This is a genomic window from Pseudomonas sp. Pse1 (assembly GCF_024519635.1).
In the GTDB taxonomy this organism is placed as follows: Bacteria; Pseudomonadota; Gammaproteobacteria; order Pseudomonadales; family Pseudomonadaceae; genus Aquipseudomonas.
On sequence record NZ_JALJRO010000005.1, the window covers coordinates 80,813 to 98,827 of the forward strand.

The 18,015-nt window shown below is 60.9% G+C and carries 12 protein-coding genes and 4 tRNA genes; 11 read left to right on the forward strand and 5 right to left on the reverse strand.

Going from position 1 to position 18,015, the window contains the following annotated elements; translation table 11 throughout:
* Positions 1–162: 162 nt before the first annotated feature.
* Positions 163–1,527: a DNA recombination protein RmuC gene (gene rmuC, locus NR126_RS09540; protein WP_177327274.1), complete on the forward strand. Its 1,365-nt coding sequence runs from the start codon at positions 163–165 to the stop codon at positions 1,525–1,527.
* Here the strand turns inward: rmuC and NR126_RS09545 are convergent, their stop codons facing one another.
* Positions 1,528–4,998: a PAS domain-containing hybrid sensor histidine kinase/response regulator gene (locus tag NR126_RS09545; RefSeq protein ID WP_256830088.1), complete on the reverse strand. Its 3,471-nt coding sequence runs from the start codon at positions 4,996–4,998 to the stop codon at positions 1,528–1,530.
* Between the two features lie 191 nt (positions 4,999–5,189).
* Between NR126_RS09545 and NR126_RS09550 the strand changes: the two genes are divergently transcribed.
* From NR126_RS09550 to NR126_RS09560, 3 genes are all read left to right on the forward strand, one after another.
* Positions 5,190–5,501, forward strand: a complete 312-nt coding sequence (locus tag NR126_RS09550; RefSeq protein WP_027619999.1) for a cupin — start codon at positions 5,190–5,192, stop codon at positions 5,499–5,501.
* 105 nt (positions 5,502–5,606) lie between these two features.
* Positions 5,607–6,758, forward strand: a complete 1,152-nt coding sequence (locus NR126_RS09555; RefSeq protein WP_256830089.1) for a TDT family transporter — start codon at positions 5,607–5,609, stop codon at positions 6,756–6,758.
* A gap of 72 nt (positions 6,759–6,830) precedes the next feature.
* A complete protein-coding gene (locus NR126_RS09560) occupies positions 6,831–8,705 on the forward strand; it encodes an MFS transporter (RefSeq protein ID WP_256830090.1) in 1,875 nt (624 codons plus the stop codon).
* A 54-nt stretch (positions 8,706–8,759) separates the two neighbouring features.
* Here NR126_RS09560 and sugE read toward each other — a convergent pair whose 3' ends face one another.
* Both sugE and rdgC read right to left on the reverse strand, forming a co-directional pair.
* Entirely contained in the window at positions 8,760–9,077 is a 318-nt protein-coding gene (gene sugE, locus NR126_RS09565) for a quaternary ammonium compound efflux SMR transporter SugE (RefSeq protein ID WP_027620002.1), read from the reverse strand.
* Between the two features lie 216 nt (positions 9,078–9,293).
* Positions 9,294–10,214 (reverse strand): recombination-associated protein RdgC, encoded by a 921-nt coding sequence (gene rdgC / locus NR126_RS09570; RefSeq protein WP_007936132.1) that lies wholly within the window; start codon positions 10,212–10,214, stop codon positions 9,294–9,296.
* A 159-nt stretch (positions 10,215–10,373) separates the two neighbouring features.
* Here rdgC and NR126_RS09575 point away from each other — a divergent pair.
* The 5 genes from NR126_RS09575 to NR126_RS09595 all read left to right on the forward strand — a co-directional run bounded on the left by NR126_RS09575 (position 10,374) and on the right by NR126_RS09595 (position 13,186).
* Positions 10,374–10,449: transfer RNA gene (locus tag NR126_RS09575), tRNA-Val, on the forward strand.
* A 19-nt stretch (positions 10,450–10,468) separates the two neighbouring features.
* Positions 10,469–10,545 (forward strand) — tRNA-Asp (locus NR126_RS09580).
* A 186-nt stretch (positions 10,546–10,731) separates the two neighbouring features.
* A tRNA-Val gene (locus NR126_RS09585) sits at positions 10,732–10,807 on the forward strand.
* 19 nt (positions 10,808–10,826) lie between these two features.
* A tRNA-Asp gene (locus NR126_RS09590) sits at positions 10,827–10,903 on the forward strand.
* A gap of 264 nt (positions 10,904–11,167) precedes the next feature.
* Entirely contained in the window at positions 11,168–13,186 is a 2,019-nt protein-coding gene (locus NR126_RS09595; protein WP_256830091.1) for a c-type cytochrome, read from the forward strand.
* Between the two features lie 43 nt (positions 13,187–13,229).
* Here NR126_RS09595 and NR126_RS09600 read toward each other — a convergent pair whose 3' ends face one another.
* Together NR126_RS09600 and NR126_RS09605 are read right to left on the reverse strand one after the other, a co-directional pair.
* Complete coding sequence (locus tag NR126_RS09600; RefSeq protein ID WP_105753806.1) at positions 13,230–14,366, reverse strand: catalase family protein; 1,137 nt, start codon at positions 14,364–14,366, stop codon at positions 13,230–13,232.
* Between the two features lie 28 nt (positions 14,367–14,394).
* Positions 14,395–16,203, reverse strand: coding sequence for a di-heme-cytochrome C peroxidase (locus NR126_RS09605; RefSeq protein ID WP_256830092.1), 1,809 nt, complete (start codon positions 16,201–16,203; stop codon positions 14,395–14,397).
* Positions 16,204–16,475: 272 nt separating this feature from the next.
* Between NR126_RS09605 and NR126_RS09610 the strand changes: the two genes are divergently transcribed.
* Entirely contained in the window at positions 16,476–17,189 is a 714-nt protein-coding gene (locus tag NR126_RS09610; protein ID WP_027620006.1) for an FKBP-type peptidyl-prolyl cis-trans isomerase, read from the forward strand.
* A 293-nt stretch (positions 17,190–17,482) separates the two neighbouring features.
* Positions 17,483–17,938: a YkvA family protein gene (locus tag NR126_RS09615; RefSeq protein ID WP_027620007.1), complete on the forward strand. Its 456-nt coding sequence runs from the start codon at positions 17,483–17,485 to the stop codon at positions 17,936–17,938.
* Positions 17,939–18,015: the final 77 nt, after the last annotated feature.

Genomic DNA, 18,015 nt, shown 5'->3' on the forward strand with positions numbered 1-18,015 from the left:
TGCCGGCTTGGTTAACCTTCGAGTTTTAGTGGATCGGCAGGAGTCTTCATGGCTATGGACTTGACCAGTGTGTTGCTGGGGCTGGCGGCTGGCGCTTTGCCGTTGCTGTTTTTGGCCTGGCAACTGCAGCGCCGATTGAGCTCGGCGCAGGCCGCGCAGTCGCTGCTGGAGGAGCGCCTGGCGACCGCCCAGTTGGCGCAGGACGGGCTGAATGCCCAGCTCGATGCCTGTCGCGACGAAATCAGCGACCTCGGGCAAGCCAATGCCAGCAAGCAGGCAGACCTCGCTGCCGTCCGCCGGGAGGTCGAGTTGCTGCAGATCGAACGTGATAACGCTCGTGACGCCGCCCATGCCTGGAACCTCGAGCGCAACAGCAAGGAGATTGAGTTGCGCCGGCTGGACGCCCAGGCGGCGTCGCTCAATGCCGAGTTGCGCGAGCAGCAGGAAAGCCATCAACAGCGCCTCAACGACCTGCAAGGCTCGCGGGACGAGCTGCGCGCGCAATTCGCCGAACTGGCCGGGAAGATCTTCGATGAGCGTGAGCAACGCTTCGCCGAGACCAGCCAACAGCGTTTGGGGCAATTGCTCGATCCGCTGAAAGAACGCATTCAATCGTTCGAAAAGCGCGTCGAGGAAAGTTATCAGGCCGAGGCGCGCGAGCGTTTTTCCCTGGCCAAGGAGCTGGAGCGCCTGCAGCAACTGAACCTGCGTTTGAGCGACGAAGCGACCAACCTCACGCGCGCCCTTAAGGGCCAGAAGACCCAGGGTAACTGGGGCGAGTTGATTCTGGAGCGGGTGCTCGAGCACGCAGGTCTGGAGAAGGGGCGCGAGTACCAGACTCAGGTCAGTCTCAAAGGGCCAGACGGGGAGCGTTTTCAGCCGGATGTGCTGATTTATCTGCCGGGCGACAAGCAGGTGGTGGTCGACTCCAAGGTCAGCCTCACGGCCTATCAGCAGTATGTCGCGGCGGACGATGCGGCCATCGGCCAAGCCGCGCTCAAGCAGCACGTGCAATCGTTGCGCAATCACGTCAAGGGCTTGTCCGACAAGGACTATAAACGCCTGGACGGCCTGCACAGTCTGGATTTCGTCCTGCTGTTCGTGCCGATCGAGGCAGCGTTCTCGGCGGCTTTGCAGGCGGAGCCGAACCTGTTCCAGGAGGCATTCGATCGGCACATCGTGATTGTCAGCCCGACCACATTGCTGGCGACCTTGCGGGTGATCGACAGCCTGTGGAAACAGGAGCGCCAGAGCCAGAATGCGCGGGAAATTGCCGAGCGTGCTGGCTGGCTCTACGACAAGTTTGTGCTGTTCATCCAGGACCTGGACGAGGTGGGCAATCGCCTGCAGCAACTGGATAAAGCCTACAGCGCTGCCCGCAACAAACTGACCGAGGGCCGTGGCAACCTGGTCAGTCGCAGCGAGCAACTTAAATTGCTCGGTGCGCGAGCCAGCAAGAGCCTGCCAGCGGACCTGCTGGAGCGGGCGATGACCGATGTCGATGGCCTGGCCGAGCTGCCCGAATAGCTACAGCGGCAGGTGCCGACTCAACAAGGCGCGCAAGGCAGCCGGTTTCACCGGCTTGGGCAAATAATCCAGGCCGGCTGCATGCACTTGGGCGATGCGCTCGGGTCGCCCGTCGGCGCTGATCACCACGCCGGGCACTGGCTCGCCGAGCTGGGTGCGCAGCCAGGCCATCAGCGCAGTGCCGGTTTCGCCCTCGTCGAGGTGGTAGTCGACCAGCGCCAGTTGCGGGCGCACGCCATCGTTGAGCAGGGCCGCGCATTCGGCACGGTTGCGGGCGGTGTGCACCTGACAGCCCCAGCGGCTGAGCAGGCTGTTCATGCCAATCAGAATGCTGTCTTCGTTATCGACGCAGAGCACTTGCGCGCCGGTCAGTGGTTGTCCGTTCGCTTCGCTGACTTTTCCCGTTGCGGCGGTTTGCGCGCGGGCCAGCGGCACGCTGACGCTGAACACGCTGCCCCGGCCCGGCCAGGAGCGCACTTGCAGTGGGTGACCGAGTACCCGACACAAGCCATCGGCAATCGCCAGACCCAGGCCCAGGCCTTTCTCGGCGCGAGTCTGGTGGCTGTCCAAGCGCTTGAACTCTTCGAAAATCACCTGGCGCTTGTCTTCCGGAATGCCCGGCCCACGGTCCCAGACTTCCAGGCTCAGGTGTTCGCCCTGGCGCCGCACGCCGAGCAGAACAGGCCCTTTGGCATAACGGAACGCGTTGGTGAGAAAATTCTGCAAGACCCGGCGCAACAGCTTGGCATCACTGTCAACGCGCAGGCGGCTGCCGCGCACCCGGAACTTCAATCCTTGCTCCTGGGCCAGCGCCTTGAACTCGGCGCCCAGGGTGTCGAACAGCTCGTTGAGCTCGAATGGCTTGCGGTCCGGATTGATCTTGCCGTTCTCCAGGCGCGAGATGTCCAGCAGGTCGCTGATCAAGTCTTCGGCCGAACGCAGTGAGCTGTCCAGGTGTTGCACCAGTTGCCGGGACTCGTCCGACAGGTCGTCGTCGCGATGGGAGAGGGCGGCCGAGAACAGACGCGCAGCGTTCAGCGGCTGCATCAAGTCATGGCTGACCGCAGCAAGGAAACGGGTTTTCGACTGGTTGGCGGCTTCTGCGGTGCCTTTGGCTTCGGTCAGGGCGACATTCAATTGCGACAGCTCATGAGTGCGCTCGGCGACTCGGCGCTCCAATCCTTCATTAGCCTCAGTCAGCGCCTGCTCGGCTTCGCGGAACGCAGTAATGTCGGTGAAACTCATGACGAAACCGCCGCCGGGCATCGGATTACCGATCAGCTCGATCACCCGGCCGTTGGGGAAAAGTCGTTCGGAAGTGTGGGCCCGTCCCTGGCGCATCCAATGCAGGCGGCGTGCGACATGCACCTGGGCTTCGCCGGGGCCGCACAGGCCGCGTTCGGCATTGTGGCGGATGATGTCGGCGATCGGCCGGCCGACGCTGATCAAGCCGTCCGGGTAGTCGAACAGTTCCAGGTAACGGCGGTTCCAGGCCACCAGCTTCAGCGACTGGTCGACCACGCTGATGCCCTGGGTGATGTTTTCAATCGCGCCTTGCAGCAAGGCGCGGTTGAACTGCAACACTTCCGACGCTTCGTCGGCGATGCGGACGACATCCTCAAGCTGCATTTCCCGCCCTTCGATAGCCGCTTTCACCACGGCGCGGGTGGAAGAAGCGCCAAGCACCCCGGCCAGCAGGCGTTCGGTATGGGCGATCCATTCGTTGTCGGCATTCTGGTTCGGGTTGAAGCCCTTGCCCTGGCGATAGGCGAAACGAATGAAGCTCTGCCGGGCGCGCTCTTCACCGACAAAACGTGCCGCCAGTTGCAGCAGGTCATCGATCTGCACCGCCAGCATCGAACGGGCACTGGGCCGCGCGCTGATTTCCTGGCCGATAAAGCGACCGGCCTGCCAGTGCTCCGAGACGCGGGTGCGCGACAGCACCGAAACCCAGGCAAACAGGGTGAAGTTACCGGCCAGTGACAGCACCACGCCTTGGGTCAACGGGGTGATCGGCAGGTTCAGCGGATTGCTGTGCAACCAGCCGAGGCCGGGGAAACTGCTCAGTGACCAGCCCATGCTGTGGGCGGCAATCGGCAGGATCAGGGTGTAGAACCAGAGGAAGGTACCGGCGGCGAGGCCGGCGAAGACACCGCGGCGGTTAGCCTGTTTCCAATACAGCGCGCCGAGCATCGCGGGTGCCAGTTGGGTCACCGCGGCGAAGGCGATTTGACCAATGGTGGCGAGGCTGGCGGTGGAACCGAGCAGGCGATAGGCGACATACGCCAGCAGCAGGATGACTACGATGCTGACGCGGCGTACCGAGAGCATCCAGTGGCGGAACACTTCGAACGGTCGCTCGGCATTTTTGCGCCGCAGCAGCCAGGGCAGCAGCATGTCGTTGGAGACCATGGTCGACAGCGCAACACTGGCGACGATCACCATGCCGGTCGCGGCTGAGGCGCCACCGATAAAAGCCAGCAACGCCAGGGCCGGATGCGCCTGGGCCAGGGGCAGGCTGATCACGAATGAGTCGGGCAGGACCGAACTGGGCAGCAGCATTTGCCCGGCCAGGGCAATGGGCACCACGAACAGCGCCGCCAGTGCCAGGTAAGCAGGGAATACCCATTTCGCCAGGCGCAGGTCTTGGGGTTCGATGTTCTCCACCACGGTGACGTGGAACTGTCGGGGCAGACAAATGATAGCCATCATGGCAACCCCGGTCTGCACCACCATCGAGGGCCAGTTGATGGTTTCTTTCCAGTATTGCTCCAAGCGCGGGGCAAGCATCGCCTGGTCGAACAGGTCGTCGAAGCCGTCATACAGGCCGTAGGTGACGAACGCGCCGACTGCGAGAAAGGCGAACAACTTGACCAGCGACTCGAAAGCGATCGCCATTACCATGCCCCGGTGGTGCTCGGTGGCATCTAGGTTGCGCGTGCCGAAGACAATGGTGAACAGCGCCAGAATCAGCGACACAATCAGCGCCGTGTCCTGGGCGCGGGTGCCCATGGCGTCGGCTCCGGCGCCGATCAACAGGTTCACCCCGAGGACGATGCCCTTGAGTTGCAGGGCGATGTAGGGCAGGACGCCGACCAGGCAGATCAACGCCACCACCACCGCCAACGATTGGGATTTGCCGTAGCGGGCAGCGATGAAGTCGGCAATCGAGGTGATGTTTTCCTGTTTGCTGATCATCACCATCTTTTGCAGGACCCAGGGTGCCAGCACCAGCAGCAGGATCGGTCCGAGGTAAATCGGTAGAAATGACCAGAGTTGCTCGGCAGCCTGGCCCACCGCGCCGAAGAAGGTCCAGCTGGTGCAATAGACGGCCAGCGACAGGCTGTACACCCAGGCGCGCATGCGCGGTGGCAGCGGGGTGCTGCGCCGATCACCGTAGAAAGCGATAGCGAACATGATGGCCATATAGGCCAGGGCGACGGCGGCAATCAGCCCGCTGGACAGCGACATGGAAACTCCTGACAAAAGGCACCCGGGAGCGCGGCCCGGTCAGACAGTCTCGCACGTAGTCCCGGCGACGTCAGTGTCGACCAAGGTCGGAGCGCGGCGGGGTGTCGCAGGGACAATCCCGTGTCGTTCAACCGAGCGCTTGAGTTAGCCTTGGGGCCTGACCTGGACCGATTCAAGGGAGTTGATTCGCAATGAAGATTATCCGCAGCAAATCCTTTACGGGTGAGCGTGCCTGGGCCGCGCTGGATATTGCCAATATGAACGGGATTACCACCCGCCTGCACTGGACCGATCAGCCCTACAAATGGCACGTCAACGATGGCCAGGAAGTGTTCGTGGTGCTCGATGGACAGGTGCGGATGCATTACCGGGAGGAGGGCGTTGAACAGGTTGCCTTGCTGGAAGTCGGCGATATTTTTTATGCCACCGTCGGCACAGAGCATGTGGCCCACCCCCAAGGGGTGGCGCGGATCCTGGTGGTCGAGACGGAGGGCAGTGTGTAGCTTTATATCTGCAAAATAGATAACAGTTAGAGAAAATACCCGTTATATGGATATTCGATCCGGTTCTATGATGGATTCAACCTCATCAGGGGACAGGAGATCAGCGTGCACACCATCCATAACAGCAGAATCATCAGCCGGCCATTGAGCCAACTGCAGCATCCGCGTGAAGTCATTCGCCAATTCACGCCCAACTGGTTCGCCGCCACCATGGGCACCGGGGTGCTGGCGCTAGCGCTGGCCCAATTACCGGTGCGCATTCCCGGACTGCACGCTGTCGCCGAGGGGTTGTGGCTGTTCAATATCGCCCTGTTCGTGCTGTTCAGTGTGCTGTACACCGCGCGCTGGGTGATGTTCTTCGACGAGGCGCGGCGGATCTTCGGGCACTCCACTGTCTCGATGTTCTTCGGCACCATTCCCATGGGGCTGGCGACCATCATCAACGGCCTGCTGGTGTTCGGCGTGCCGCGTTGGGGGCAGGGCGTGGTATCGCTCGCCGAAATCCTCTGGTGGCTGGACGTGGCCATGTCCCTGGCTTGCGGCGTGCTGATTCCGTACATGATGTTCACCCGTCAGGAGCACAGCATCGACCAGATGACCGCCGTCTGGCTGTTGCCCGTGGTGGCGGCGGAAGTCGCGGCGGCCAGCGGCGGCCTGCTTGCCCCTCATCTGGCTGACGCTCATGGGCAGTTGGTGATGCTGACCACCAGCTATGTGCTATGGGCGTTCTCGCTGCCGGTGGCGGTGAGCATTCTGACCATCCTCTTGCTGCGCATGGCCTTGCACAAATTGCCCCATGAAAACATGGCGGCCTCAAGCTGGCTGGCACTGGGGCCAATCGGTACCGGAGCCTTGGGCATGCTGGTGCTGGGCGCCGATGCACCGCCGATCTTTGCCGCCAACGGCATGCCTGGTATTGGCGAGGTGGCAGCGGGGATCGGCCTGATCGCCGGGATCACCCTGTGGGGCTTCGGCCTGTGGTGGATGCTGATGGCGGTGCTGATCACCCTGCGCTACCTGCGTGATGGCATTCCGTTCAATCTCGGCTGGTGGGGCTTTACCTTCCCGCTTGGGGTGTTCTCGCTGACCACCCTGAAGCTGGCCAGTACCCTGAACCTGAGCTTCTTCAGCCTGTTTGGCACGCTGCTGGTGGCGCTGCTGGCGATCATGTGGATGATCGTTTCCAAGCGCACCGTGCAGGGCGCCTGGCGTGGTGAGTTGTTCGTATCGCCATGCATCGCCGGGTTAAAGAAATAACGCTAAGGTTGTGGCCTGGATCGCTCAAGGACATTCCAATAAGAGCATCCAAGCCACTCAGGGACATGGAAGATGAGTCATCCTTCGCAGTTCACCTTGCTCCGTAAGCGGCGCTTCCTGCCGTTTTTCATCACGCAATCCCTCGGTGCGTTCAACGACAACATCTTCAAGCAATCGTTGATCCTCGCCATCCTCTACAAGCTGGCCATCGAGGGCGACCGCTCGATCTGGGTCAACCTCTGCGCCTTGCTCTTCATCCTGCCGTTCTTTCTGTTCTCGGCGTTGGCCGGGCAGTTCGGCGAGAAATTCGCCAAGGACGCGTTGATCCGCCTGATCAAGCTGGGGGAGATCGCCATCATGGCGGTCGGCGCGGTGGGCTTCCTGTTCGATCACCTGTGGCTGATGTTGCTGGCGCTGTTCGCCATGGGCACTCACTCGGCGCTGTTCGGGCCGGTGAAATACTCGATCCTGCCCCAGGCGTTGCGTGAGGACGAATTGGTGGGCGGTAACGGCCTGGTGGAAATGGGCACCTTCCTGGCGATCCTGGCGGGGACCATTGGCGCCGGGATCATGATGTCTTCCAGTCATTACGCGCCCGTGGTTTCCACCGCGATCATTGGCGTTGCGGTCCTTGGTTACCTGGCCAGTCGCGGGATTCCGCGGGCGGCAGCCTCGACACCGGAGTTGAAGCTGAACTGGAACATTTTCAGCGAATCCTGGGCGACCTTGCGCCTGGGTCTGGGGCAGACGCCGGCCGTTTCGCGTTCGATTGTCGGTAACTCATGGTTCTGGTTCGTCGGGGCGATTTATCTGACGCAGATCCCGGCTTATGCCAAGGAGTGGATGCACGGCGATGAAACTGTGGTCACCCTGATTCTGACGGTGTTTTCGGTGGGGATCGCCCTGGGTTCGATGCTTTGTGAAAAGCTTTCGGGGCGCAAAGTGGAGATCGGCCTGGTGCCGTTCGGCTCCTTTGGCCTGACGGTGTTCGGGCTGCTGCTGTGGTTGCATTCCGGCGGTATTCCCGAGAGCGCCGAGGGTCATGGCTGGATTCAGGTGCTGGGCTTCCGCCATACCTGGTGGGTGCTGCTGGATATTCTCGGTTTGGGGGTGTTTGGCGGTTTCTATATTGTGCCGCTGTATGCGCTGATCCAGTCGCGCACCGCCGAGCACGAGCGGGCGCGGGTGATTGCCGCCAACAACATTCTCAACGCGCTGTTCATGGTGGTCTCGGCGATCGTTTCGATTGTCCTGCTGAGCCTGGCCAAGCTGACGATTCCCCAGTTGTTCCTGGTGGTGTCGCTGCTCAATATCGGCGTGAACACCTATATCTTCCGCATCGTCCCCGAGTTCACCATGCGCTTCATGATCTGGTTGCTCAGCCATTCCATGTACCGCGTGCAGCACCGTAACCTGGAGCTGATTCCCGATGAGGGGGCGGCGCTCCTGGTGTGCAATCACGTGTCGTTTGTCGACGCCTTGCTGATTGGCGGCGCGGTGCGTCGGCCGATTCGCTTCGTGATGTACTACAAGATCTACAACCTGCCAGTGCTGAACTTTATCTTCCGCACTGCCGGGACGATTCCCATTGCCGGGCGTCAGGAAGACATTCAGATCTACGAAAAGGCCTTCAGCCGCATCGCCCAGTACCTGAAGGACGGCGAGCTGGTGTGCATTTTTCCGGAAGGCAAACTGACCGCTGACGGCGAGATCGATGAGTTCAAGGGCGGGCTGACGCGGATTCTCGAGCAGACCCCGGTGCCGGTGATTCCGTTGGCCTTGCAAGGTTTGTGGGGCAGCTTTTTCAGTCGCGACCCGAACAAGGGTTTTTTCCATCGGCTCTGGTCGCGGGTGACCTTGGTGGCGGGCCCGCCGGTGTCCGTGGGGGCGGCAGCGCCGGCGCAGTTGCAGGCACTGGTCAGCGAGTTGCGGGGGGCGGTGCGCTAGAAGAGCGAAGATAAAAAAACGCCCGCGTTATGCGGGCGTTTTTTATCCAACGGGTCAGGCCGCGCTGATCTTCAGCCCGACCAGCCCGGCGATGATCAGCGCAACGCTGGCAAGGCGGAACAGCGCCATGGATTCACCAAACAGGATGATCCCGGCGATGACCGTGCCCACTGCGCCTACGCCCGTCCAGATCGCGTAGGCAGTGCCCAGCGGCAACTCCTTCATCGCCAGTCCCAGCAAGCCGAGGCTGATCGCCATGGCGACGATGGTCAGGGCGGTGGGCAGAGGGCGGCTGAAGCCGTCGGTGTACTTCAGGCCTACGGCCCAGCCGACTTCAAACAGGCCGGCGAAAAACAGAATGATCCAGGACATGAACACCTCCATCGATAGACGGGGTCGTCCCCAGATTAATGACTCGATCGAGCCGCGAGGTCGTCCTCGCGTTGGGCGCTAGAGTGCCGCCTATTGATCCTGGGATCAATAGGCGGTACTGCCCCTGTAAGAGCGAGCCTTCTCGCGATGGCGATATGTCAGTCCCATCATTATTGAATAAGATGCCGCGATCGCGATCAGGCTCGCTCCTATAGGTTAGATCCCCTGAGGTGTCTCTTCACCGCCCAATGCTTCCACCAGGGCCGGCAGGAAGTCGCCGAAGGTCAGCATCATCAGGGTGAAACTGGCGTCCAATTGGCCCAGGGCCTCGTCGCCACCGTCCTGTTCCGCCTGGTCCTGCAGCAGGTCTTCGAACTTCAGGCGCTTGACCACCATCTTGTCGTCGAGGACGAAAGACAGTTTGTCCTGCCAGGCCAGGGACAGCTGGGTAACCACTTTGCCGGTGCTCAGGTGCAACTGGATCTCTTCGCTGGTCAGGTCTTGACGCTTGCAGCGTACGATGCCGCCGTCTTCGTGGGTGTCGCGCAGTTCGCACTCGTCCAGCACAAAGAAGTCGTCCGCGGCTTTCTGGGTGGTGACCCATTCGGTCATGGTCGCGGTTGGTGACATTTTTACCGTCAGCGGGCGTACTGGCAGTGAGCCAATCACTTCACGCAGGGTCGACAGCAGGTCCTCGGCACGTTTCGGGCTGGCCGAGTTGACCAGGATCAGGCCCTGTTTCGGCGCGATGGCGGCGAAGGTCGAAGAACGACGGATAAAGGCGCGGGGCAGGAAGGCCTGGATGATTTCATCCTTGATCTGGTCGCGCTCCTTCTTATAGACCTTGCGCATCTGTTCGGCTTCGATCTCTTCGACCTTTTCCTTCACCGCGTCACGCACCACGCTACCCGGCAGGATGCGTTCTTCCTTGCGCGCAGCGATCAGCAGGAAATCACCGCTGACATGCACCAGAGGCGCATCTTCGCCTTTGCCGAAGGGCGCGACGAAACCGTAGGTGGTCAACTCCTGGCTTGCACATGGACGCGCCAGCTTGGTGGCCAGTGCAGTTTCCAACGCCTCGGCATCAAAAGGCAGATCTTGGGTCAGGCGATAGATAAGCAGGTTTTTGAACCACATGGGGTGAGTCTCTCCTTTATACAAAGGGGGGCATTATTCTCCGCGCAGCGTCGCAGGCCAACCCTTCGCTAACCCTTTGGAAGGCCTGAGAAAATTATTTAAAAAAGTGCTTGCCAGAGGTGGGAGTGCTCCGTAGAATGCGCGCCACACCGAAGCGAAGGGTGATTAGCTCAGCTGGGAGAGCGTCTGCCTTACAAGCAGAATGTCGGCGGTTCGATCCCGTCATCACCCACCATTCGTTTCAAGTGTTTAGCGCAGCGGTAGTTCAGTCGGTTAGAATACCGGCCTGTCACGCCGGGGGTCGCGGGTTCGAGTCCCGTCCGCTGCGCCATATTCGGTAACCTGGACCACTGAACGCCAGGTCACCACGGAAAGCCCGCTAACGCGGGCTTTTTGCTGAAAGAGTTCCACGCGGTACGCACGGTTTCATCAGATTTCGGTTTTTTTAATAAATTTATTAATTAAATCAACACTTTACGAAATCTTGTGGCATAATGTGTCCCGCAACGAAGGTAAAGGGTGATTAGCTCAGCTGGGAGAGCGTCTGCCTTACAAGCAGAATGTCGGCGGTTCGATCCCGTCATCACCCACCACTTACTTTCAACGCTTAGCGCAGCGGTAGTTCAGTCGGTTAGAATACCGGCCTGTCACGCCGGGGGTCGCGGGTTCGAGTCCCGTCCGCTGCGCCATATTTGGTAACCTGGACCACTGAACGCCAGGTCACCCCAGAAAGCCCGCTTAATGCGGGCTTTTTGCTGTCTGGGATTTGGCAAATCCCGGCCATTACCCCTCAAGCGCCGATCCTGTGATTCATATCAACGGCCATTACGAACCATTCCTATAGAAAGACAGTGGGCCCTGCAGGTCCCGGTTCTTGCCTGATGAACCGATAAAAATGAATAGGAAGCTGGCCGGTGGGACCACCCGAGGCCAGTCCCAGAAGGGGTGTTTCAATGGATATGAATCTCTCGCGACTGGCGTTGCTGGTCATCTCGTTGTTTCTCTTGCCAACCCTGTATGCCGCTGAGCCAAGTGCACAGATCGAGCAGGGCGAGTACGTCGCCCGGCTCGGCGACTGTGTTGCCTGTCACACCGCCAAGGGCGGCGCGCTGATGGCTGGTGGCCTTGAGCTGCAAACGCCGATGGGCACGCTGTACTCCAGCAACATCACCCCAGACCCCGAGACCGGTATCGGTCGCTATAGCTTCGAGCAATTCGATCGGGCGATGCGTGAAGGCGTCACGCCGGCGGGCATCAACCTGTACCCGGCGATGCCCTATCCGTCCTACGCGAAGATGAGCGAAGCGGACATGCGCGCCCTCTATGCCTATTTGCTGCAAGGGGTGGAGCCGGTCAAGCAGGCCAATCTGCAGGCGGACATGAGTTTTCCCTTCAATCAGCGTTGGGGGCTGTGGTTCTGGAATACCCTGTTTGTCGACGCCAAGCCTTACGTCGCCGATCCCGGCAAAGATGCCCTCATCAACCGCGGCGCCTACCTGGTGCAGGGGTTGGGGCATTGCGGTGCGTGCCATACGCCACGGGGGATTGCCTTCCAGGAAAAGGCCATGAGCGACGGCGGCGCCAGCGGTCGACACTTCCTCGCTGGCGAAACCGTGGAGCACTGGCGCGCCCTGAGCCTGCGCAACCTGTGGACGGTGCCCGACACCGTGCAGTTGCTCAAGACCGGGCAGAACCGTTTCGCCACGGTGTCCGGCAACATGGCCGAGGTGATTCATCACAGCACCCAGCACTTTACCGACGCCGACCTGACGGCAATCGCGACCTACCTCAAGTCCTTGCCGGCGGGCAAGGATGACCTGCCGACACCGAGCGTACCGCTGGCACCGGCCGAACCGCCAAGCACCCTGTTCAGCAGCCGTGGCGGCCTCGGCTACACGCAATTCTGTGGCGACTGCCATCGCCCGGATGGCGGCGGCGTGAACGGCATGTTCCCGCCCTTGGCGGGCAACCCGAGCGTGGCCTCGGTTGACCCGACCTCGCTGCTGCACATCACCCTGACCGGCTGGAAAACCGCACAAACCCAGACCCACCCCCGGGTCTACACCATGCCCGGGTTTGCCCGGCTAGCGGACCAGGAAATCGCCGAAATCCTAAGTTTTGTCCGCAGCAGTTGGGGCAACAACGGCTCGGCGATCAGCGCGGCGCAGGTCAAGCAACTGCGGGCGCAGCTCAAACCGATCAACGAGCCGGCCACCTTTGAAACCCCACGCCTGGCCGAGATGTTGCTGGCGCCCAACGCTGAGCAGGTGGTGCGCGGCATGCGCCTGCACCTGCAAACCCGGGAACTGCTGCCGGACAACGTCGGCAATGCGCTGAACTGCACCAGTTGCCACCTGAACGCGGGCACCGTCGCCGATGGCTCGCCGTTTGTCGGCGTTTCGGCGTTCTTCCCGGGCTATGCACCGCGGGCGGGTCGGGAGATTACTCTGGCTGATCGGATCAACGGCTGCTTCCGGCGCTCGATGAACGGCCACCCGCTGCCGCCGCAGTCAGCTGACATGCAGGCGATGATTGCCTATTTCGATTGGATGAAACGCAACACCCAGCCCGGCGCCAAAGTGGCGGGGCGTGGCGTCGGCAAAATTGATCCGGCGATCAAGCCCAACGCTCAGAATGGCGAGCGGGTGTACGCCAAGCAGTGCGCGGTGTGCCATGGCAATCACGGCGAAGGCCTCAAGCACGCCACTGGCGACTGGCTATTCCCGCCACTGTGGGGCGATGAATCGTTCAATATCGGCGCCGGCATGGCCCGCACCTACACCGCTGCAGCCTTCGTCAAACGCAACATGCCAGTGGGCTTTCATGAGCAGTTCCCGCTGGGTCAGGGCGGGCTGTCCGATCAAGAGGCAGTGGATGTCGCGGAGTATTTCTCCCATCAGCCGCGCCCGGACTACCCGGACAAGCTCAAGGACTGGCCGAAAGGTGGCAAGCCAGCGGACGCGCGCTACTGAACCCGGAAAGGTCTGAAGCCGGGGTGACCGCCTTCAGATCAGCTTATTGCTCGCTGTTTCGGGCGTGCCGGTAGTCGCTGACGGCTTCATACACTGCCTTGCGCAAGCGGTTAATGCCACCGATTGGTCGATGGGCCTCAAGACCAAACCAGGGATTGAATGACAGGTTGTCGCATTGCAGGTTCTGCGCCGGGGTGTCGAAGTCCTGGGCCGGGATCCTGATCCGCGCCACGGTTTCGAATGGCGCGTCGCTTTCGCGCCATTCGATGCTGGTGTCTTCGATGGGCATGTATTTGCTCGGGTCCTGGCGCTGGATCTGCAGGACAAAACAGGCGTCGACCCGATCCGTCGACAGCTGCTGGTTCAAGGCGCTGCGCAGGAAGTTCGGCAGGTCCTGGTTCTGCGCGGGCAGGGTGTAGCTCGGGCAACTGTCCGGATCCGGCGCGACACGGAATTTGGCATTGGCGTTGCCGAACTTGTAAGGCGAAACCGAAAAATAAGTAGTCTGCGTCGGGCTGGCGGGGGCGGGCGCCAGCGTGGCCAGGGCGATGAACAGATGGCGAACCTGCCAACTGCGCGGATCCCAGGAGGGGAAGAAGGCCATGGCTTTTTTGCCGTCGGCCTGCGCGGCAACGTTCTGACGATACTCGGCGACATCGCTGACGAAGAAATTCGCATGGTTAAACATCACGAAATCCTGTTCGCCACGTCCTTGACGGTCCTTGAGCAACTGAGCACCCGGTACATCCAGCAGTTTCAAGGCCATGCCCCGGGCATCGCGCAGGCTGTCGAACTGTGGGTAGGCGTTGCCATTGGACAGACGCATGGTCGCTTGCCAGATCTTGCCCGGCTCGCTAAACACACCCTGGCGCAAATCCTCGGACAGCTGCGGCAGCACCTGTACCTCGGCGCGCAGGCAGCCGTGTGCCTTGGCATGGGCGTCGCGCAAGTAGCGGGTGTTTTCCCGGTGCTGGTCGACGATGCGCACCGCGGTCTGGATCACGTCCTGGGTCATTGCCGCTTCGCCGGCAGGAATCTGTTCTTCGACGGACGCCGGCCCGCGATGCTGCCAGGCGAACCAGGCGGTGGCCGCCGCCCAGCCCAGAAGGCCAAGACCCGCCAGCAGCATGAGGATCTTGACCAGCAGTGCACCGATACGTTGCCACAGGGTCATCAGCATGGGCGGCTCCTTTTCACCAATATTGAGTTCATGGCAGTTGCGCCTCCAGCGGGCCACCGAGGACTTTCAGGTACTCCAGCAGCGCCCAGCGTTCCTGCGGTTGCAGCAAGCGACCTATGACCCCGTTACCGCGCTCGCCGGCGCGGAATTCGTGACCGCTGTTGTGGTTGCCGGTGATGCGGGTATCGAACAGAAAACCGTTGTCGAAGGCTTCGGTTCGATAACCCAGGTGCTGCGGGTCGTACTCGAACGTACCTTTATAGAAGGTGCTGGCGCGTTCACTTTGCGGAGACAGCAATTGGTACAGGTTCGGTACCGAGCCGTTATGCAGGAACGGCGCGGTAGCCCACACGCCCGCCAGTGGCCGGGCTTTGTACGCCACACGCTCGCGCACGCCGATTGGCAGGGCGAAGCCGTCCATTTCCGGGCGCTCGGCTGGCGTGATGTTGGCGTCGCGGTAGGCGCGGTTCTCCACGAAGGCGGTGACATACGCCAAGCCCTTGGCCACCGAGAGTTGGCTCAGGTCCAGCGGTTCGGTGGGTGTGGGTTGCAGTTTCACATCCAATTTGGCCAATTCCGCCGGATCCCACTGCAGGGCGCTGACATCAAAACGGTGGTCGGCGATGTTGGTGGCACTGGACGGGTCGGTACCGATGTAGGCCACGGGCAGCATCTTCAATTGCTTCTCGGGCCGGCCGTTGGCCTCGATGACGTTGGGTACGTGGCAGCCGGCGCAGTTCTCGCTGAACAGCGTGCGCCCCTGGGCGGCCAAGGGCAGATCGACATTGCCTAGCAGTTCCTGAGGCCAGGTCGGCGGTTGCAGGCGCTTGAGGGTTTCTTCGATCAAATGCAGGTCGCGCACCCGTACGCTGGAGGGGTAGCGTGCCTCACCCTTGAGCGGTTGGCCATCGGCGGCAAAGAAGTCCAGTGTGGCGCCCACGCCTAGCGCCTCGCCTATGTTGCGGGCCATGGGTTGCTGGGCCGAACCGTTCCACTGCACCCAGTCGAAGGTCCAGATGTCCCAGAGTTGCGGGTAATCCACCGGGGCGTTGGCGACGCGATAGTTGTCGGCGGAAATGGCATCGCCAAACGTGGCATTGGCGATACGGCCGAAGGCGTCTGTGCGGCCGGGGCCTTCCTCGGTCGGGTAGAGGCCGCGATGGGTGTCATTCCAGGCAACGCGCAGGAAGGTGTCGAGCGAGGCCTTGAAGTCCTTGCGCAGTTGTTCGTGTCCGGTCTCGTAGTCAGGGCCGAGGACAGCGCGGGCGAAGCGTTCGAATTTCCACGGCAGGTAATAGGTCGAAGCGAGGCTGGCAACCAGCGCCTGGCCGAAGCTGCCGCCGCGCAATGTCGGCACGCTGGAGGGCAGCACGTGCTGTGCCGAGCCGCCATCGATACGCAATGCCTGGCCCTTTAAGCGCAGTTCGCCGGTGTGGCAGGCGGCGCAGGTAATATCCAGAAACTCTTCCTGGCTGTCGCCGTTGCGGTGTCGCGCGAAGCCAACCGGCAGGTTGCCCGGATTGGCTGGTGTCTTCGATCGCGCCGGATCCACCAGGAAGCCGAAGCGCGCCAGGTACTCGGGCGTGGCGAAACGCTGCTTGGAAAAGGGCAGTTCGAGGGCGGTGAACCAGTCGTAGCGCAAGCCTTTGACCTGAGTACCCTGGGGCGTGAAGTAATAGGTCTGGCGCTCCGCCTCGCTCCACTGTTCCTGGTAATGCACCTGCTCGACAGGCTGATAGACCGGGAGTCTCGGGTTGGCCACGTAATACAGCACGACGGCCACCAGTACGCCCACGAGGACGAGGATCAGCAACAGGGCACGCAGGAGAAAACGCACAATAAACTTCCTTGTAAATGGGGGTGGGTTTATGCCTGAGCTAAAGTTCAGCAGCAAGTGGCCATTACGCCAATCTTTGTTGCAGGAGGTAATGTTTGGCGGATTGCGTAGTTGCTGACAGAAACTTCACCACCTCGGTGTGGAAAACGCGTTAAAACACCTGAACTTATCGCCGCTTTCCTGCTCTTATGCCGGTAGCCATTGGTCGTGGCGGCCTGATAAGCTCGCGGCTTTATTCGATTGCCCTTTAGGCGCATGAACAAGGAAATAGCATGAAACAGCATCGGTTGGCGGCGGCGGTGGCCCTGGTTAGCCTGGTACTCGCGGGTTGTGACTCGCAGACCAGTGTCGAGCTGAAAACTCCGGCGCAAAAAGCTTCCTACGGTATCGGCCTGAACATGGGCAAAAGCCTCGCTCAGGAAGGCATGGATGACCTGGACTCGAAAGCCGTAGCCCAAGGCATCGAAGATGCTGTCGGCAAGAAAGAACAGAAGCTTAAAGATGAAGAGCTGGTCGAAGCCTTCGCCGCGCTGCAAAAGCGTGCTGAAGAGCGCATGGCCAAGATGAGCGAAGAGTCGGCTGCCGCCGGCAAGAAATTCCTCGAAGACAACGCCAAGAAAGCCGGTGTAACTACCACCGCTTCCGGCCTGCAGTATGAAGTCGTGAAGAAGGCCGATGGCCCGCAGCCAAAGCCTACCGACGTGGTGACTGTGCACTACACCGGCACCCTGACCAACGGCACCGTTTTCGACAGCTCGGTCGAGCGTGGCAGCCCGATCGATCTGCCAGTTAGCGGCGTGATCCCGGGTTGGGTCGAAGGCCTGCAACTGATGCACGTCGGCGAGAAGTACAAGCTGTTCATTCCTAGCGAACTGGCCTATGGCGCTCAAAGCCCAAGCCCGGCAATTCCGGCCAACTCGGTGCTGGTATTCGACCTGGAACTGCTGGCAATCAAGGATCCAGCCAAGCAAGACGACGCCAAGTAATCAGCGTCCGGCTTGAACACAACGCCCCGCTTATCCGGGGCGTTGTTGCATCTGGCGGCCGGCGGGCGAGAATCGGTTCGAACCGATGGCGATACCGGCAGTCATAGGATTAGGACTGCTGTGGGTAACCGCTGAAGATTGCCAAGTCAATGAATTGTTGGGTTTTTTTTATGTGTGTAAAAAACGCCCGATCTGACGTGAGCCCTTGTAAAACGGGGCTTTGAGGCATGGAAAGTGGCTCTGTTCACAAGGTTATCCACAATATATGTGGATAACATTTCAGTGGAGGCGTGATGAAAACACCGTGGAATTTCGCCCGATTCTTGCCACTCGCCGGTCGATTGATCAGCCGTGGGCGTTTGCCGACCCTGCTCTTTGCCGTGGCCAGCAAGGGGGCCACCCAAGGCAACCGACTGGGCAAGCTCAAGGACGATCTGCGCCTGCTGCAGGCCTTGTGCCTGGCGTACTGGCGGGGCGAGTACCGGGCCATCAGTCCCAAGGCCCTGGTGTCAGTGGTGGCCGGCCTGATGTATTTCCTCAGTCCAGTGGATGCGATCCCGGATTTCCTGCCGTTGTTTGGCATGATCGATGACATCGCGGTTCTGGCGTGGCTGATGAAAACCCTCGATGACGAACTGAACGCCTTCCGGCTCTGGCGCACTCGCCAGCATCCGGAAAAGCTTGCCTTGGTCGAGCGTCTACCCGATTCGCCAGAAAAATTAAGGCTGCAACGTCCGAAAAATAGCTGAATTGTTCCGGATCCAACTTCAGATTGATGCCCCACCGCGACCTTGGCGACTGTTAGGATTACACTTCTAGGGAAAAG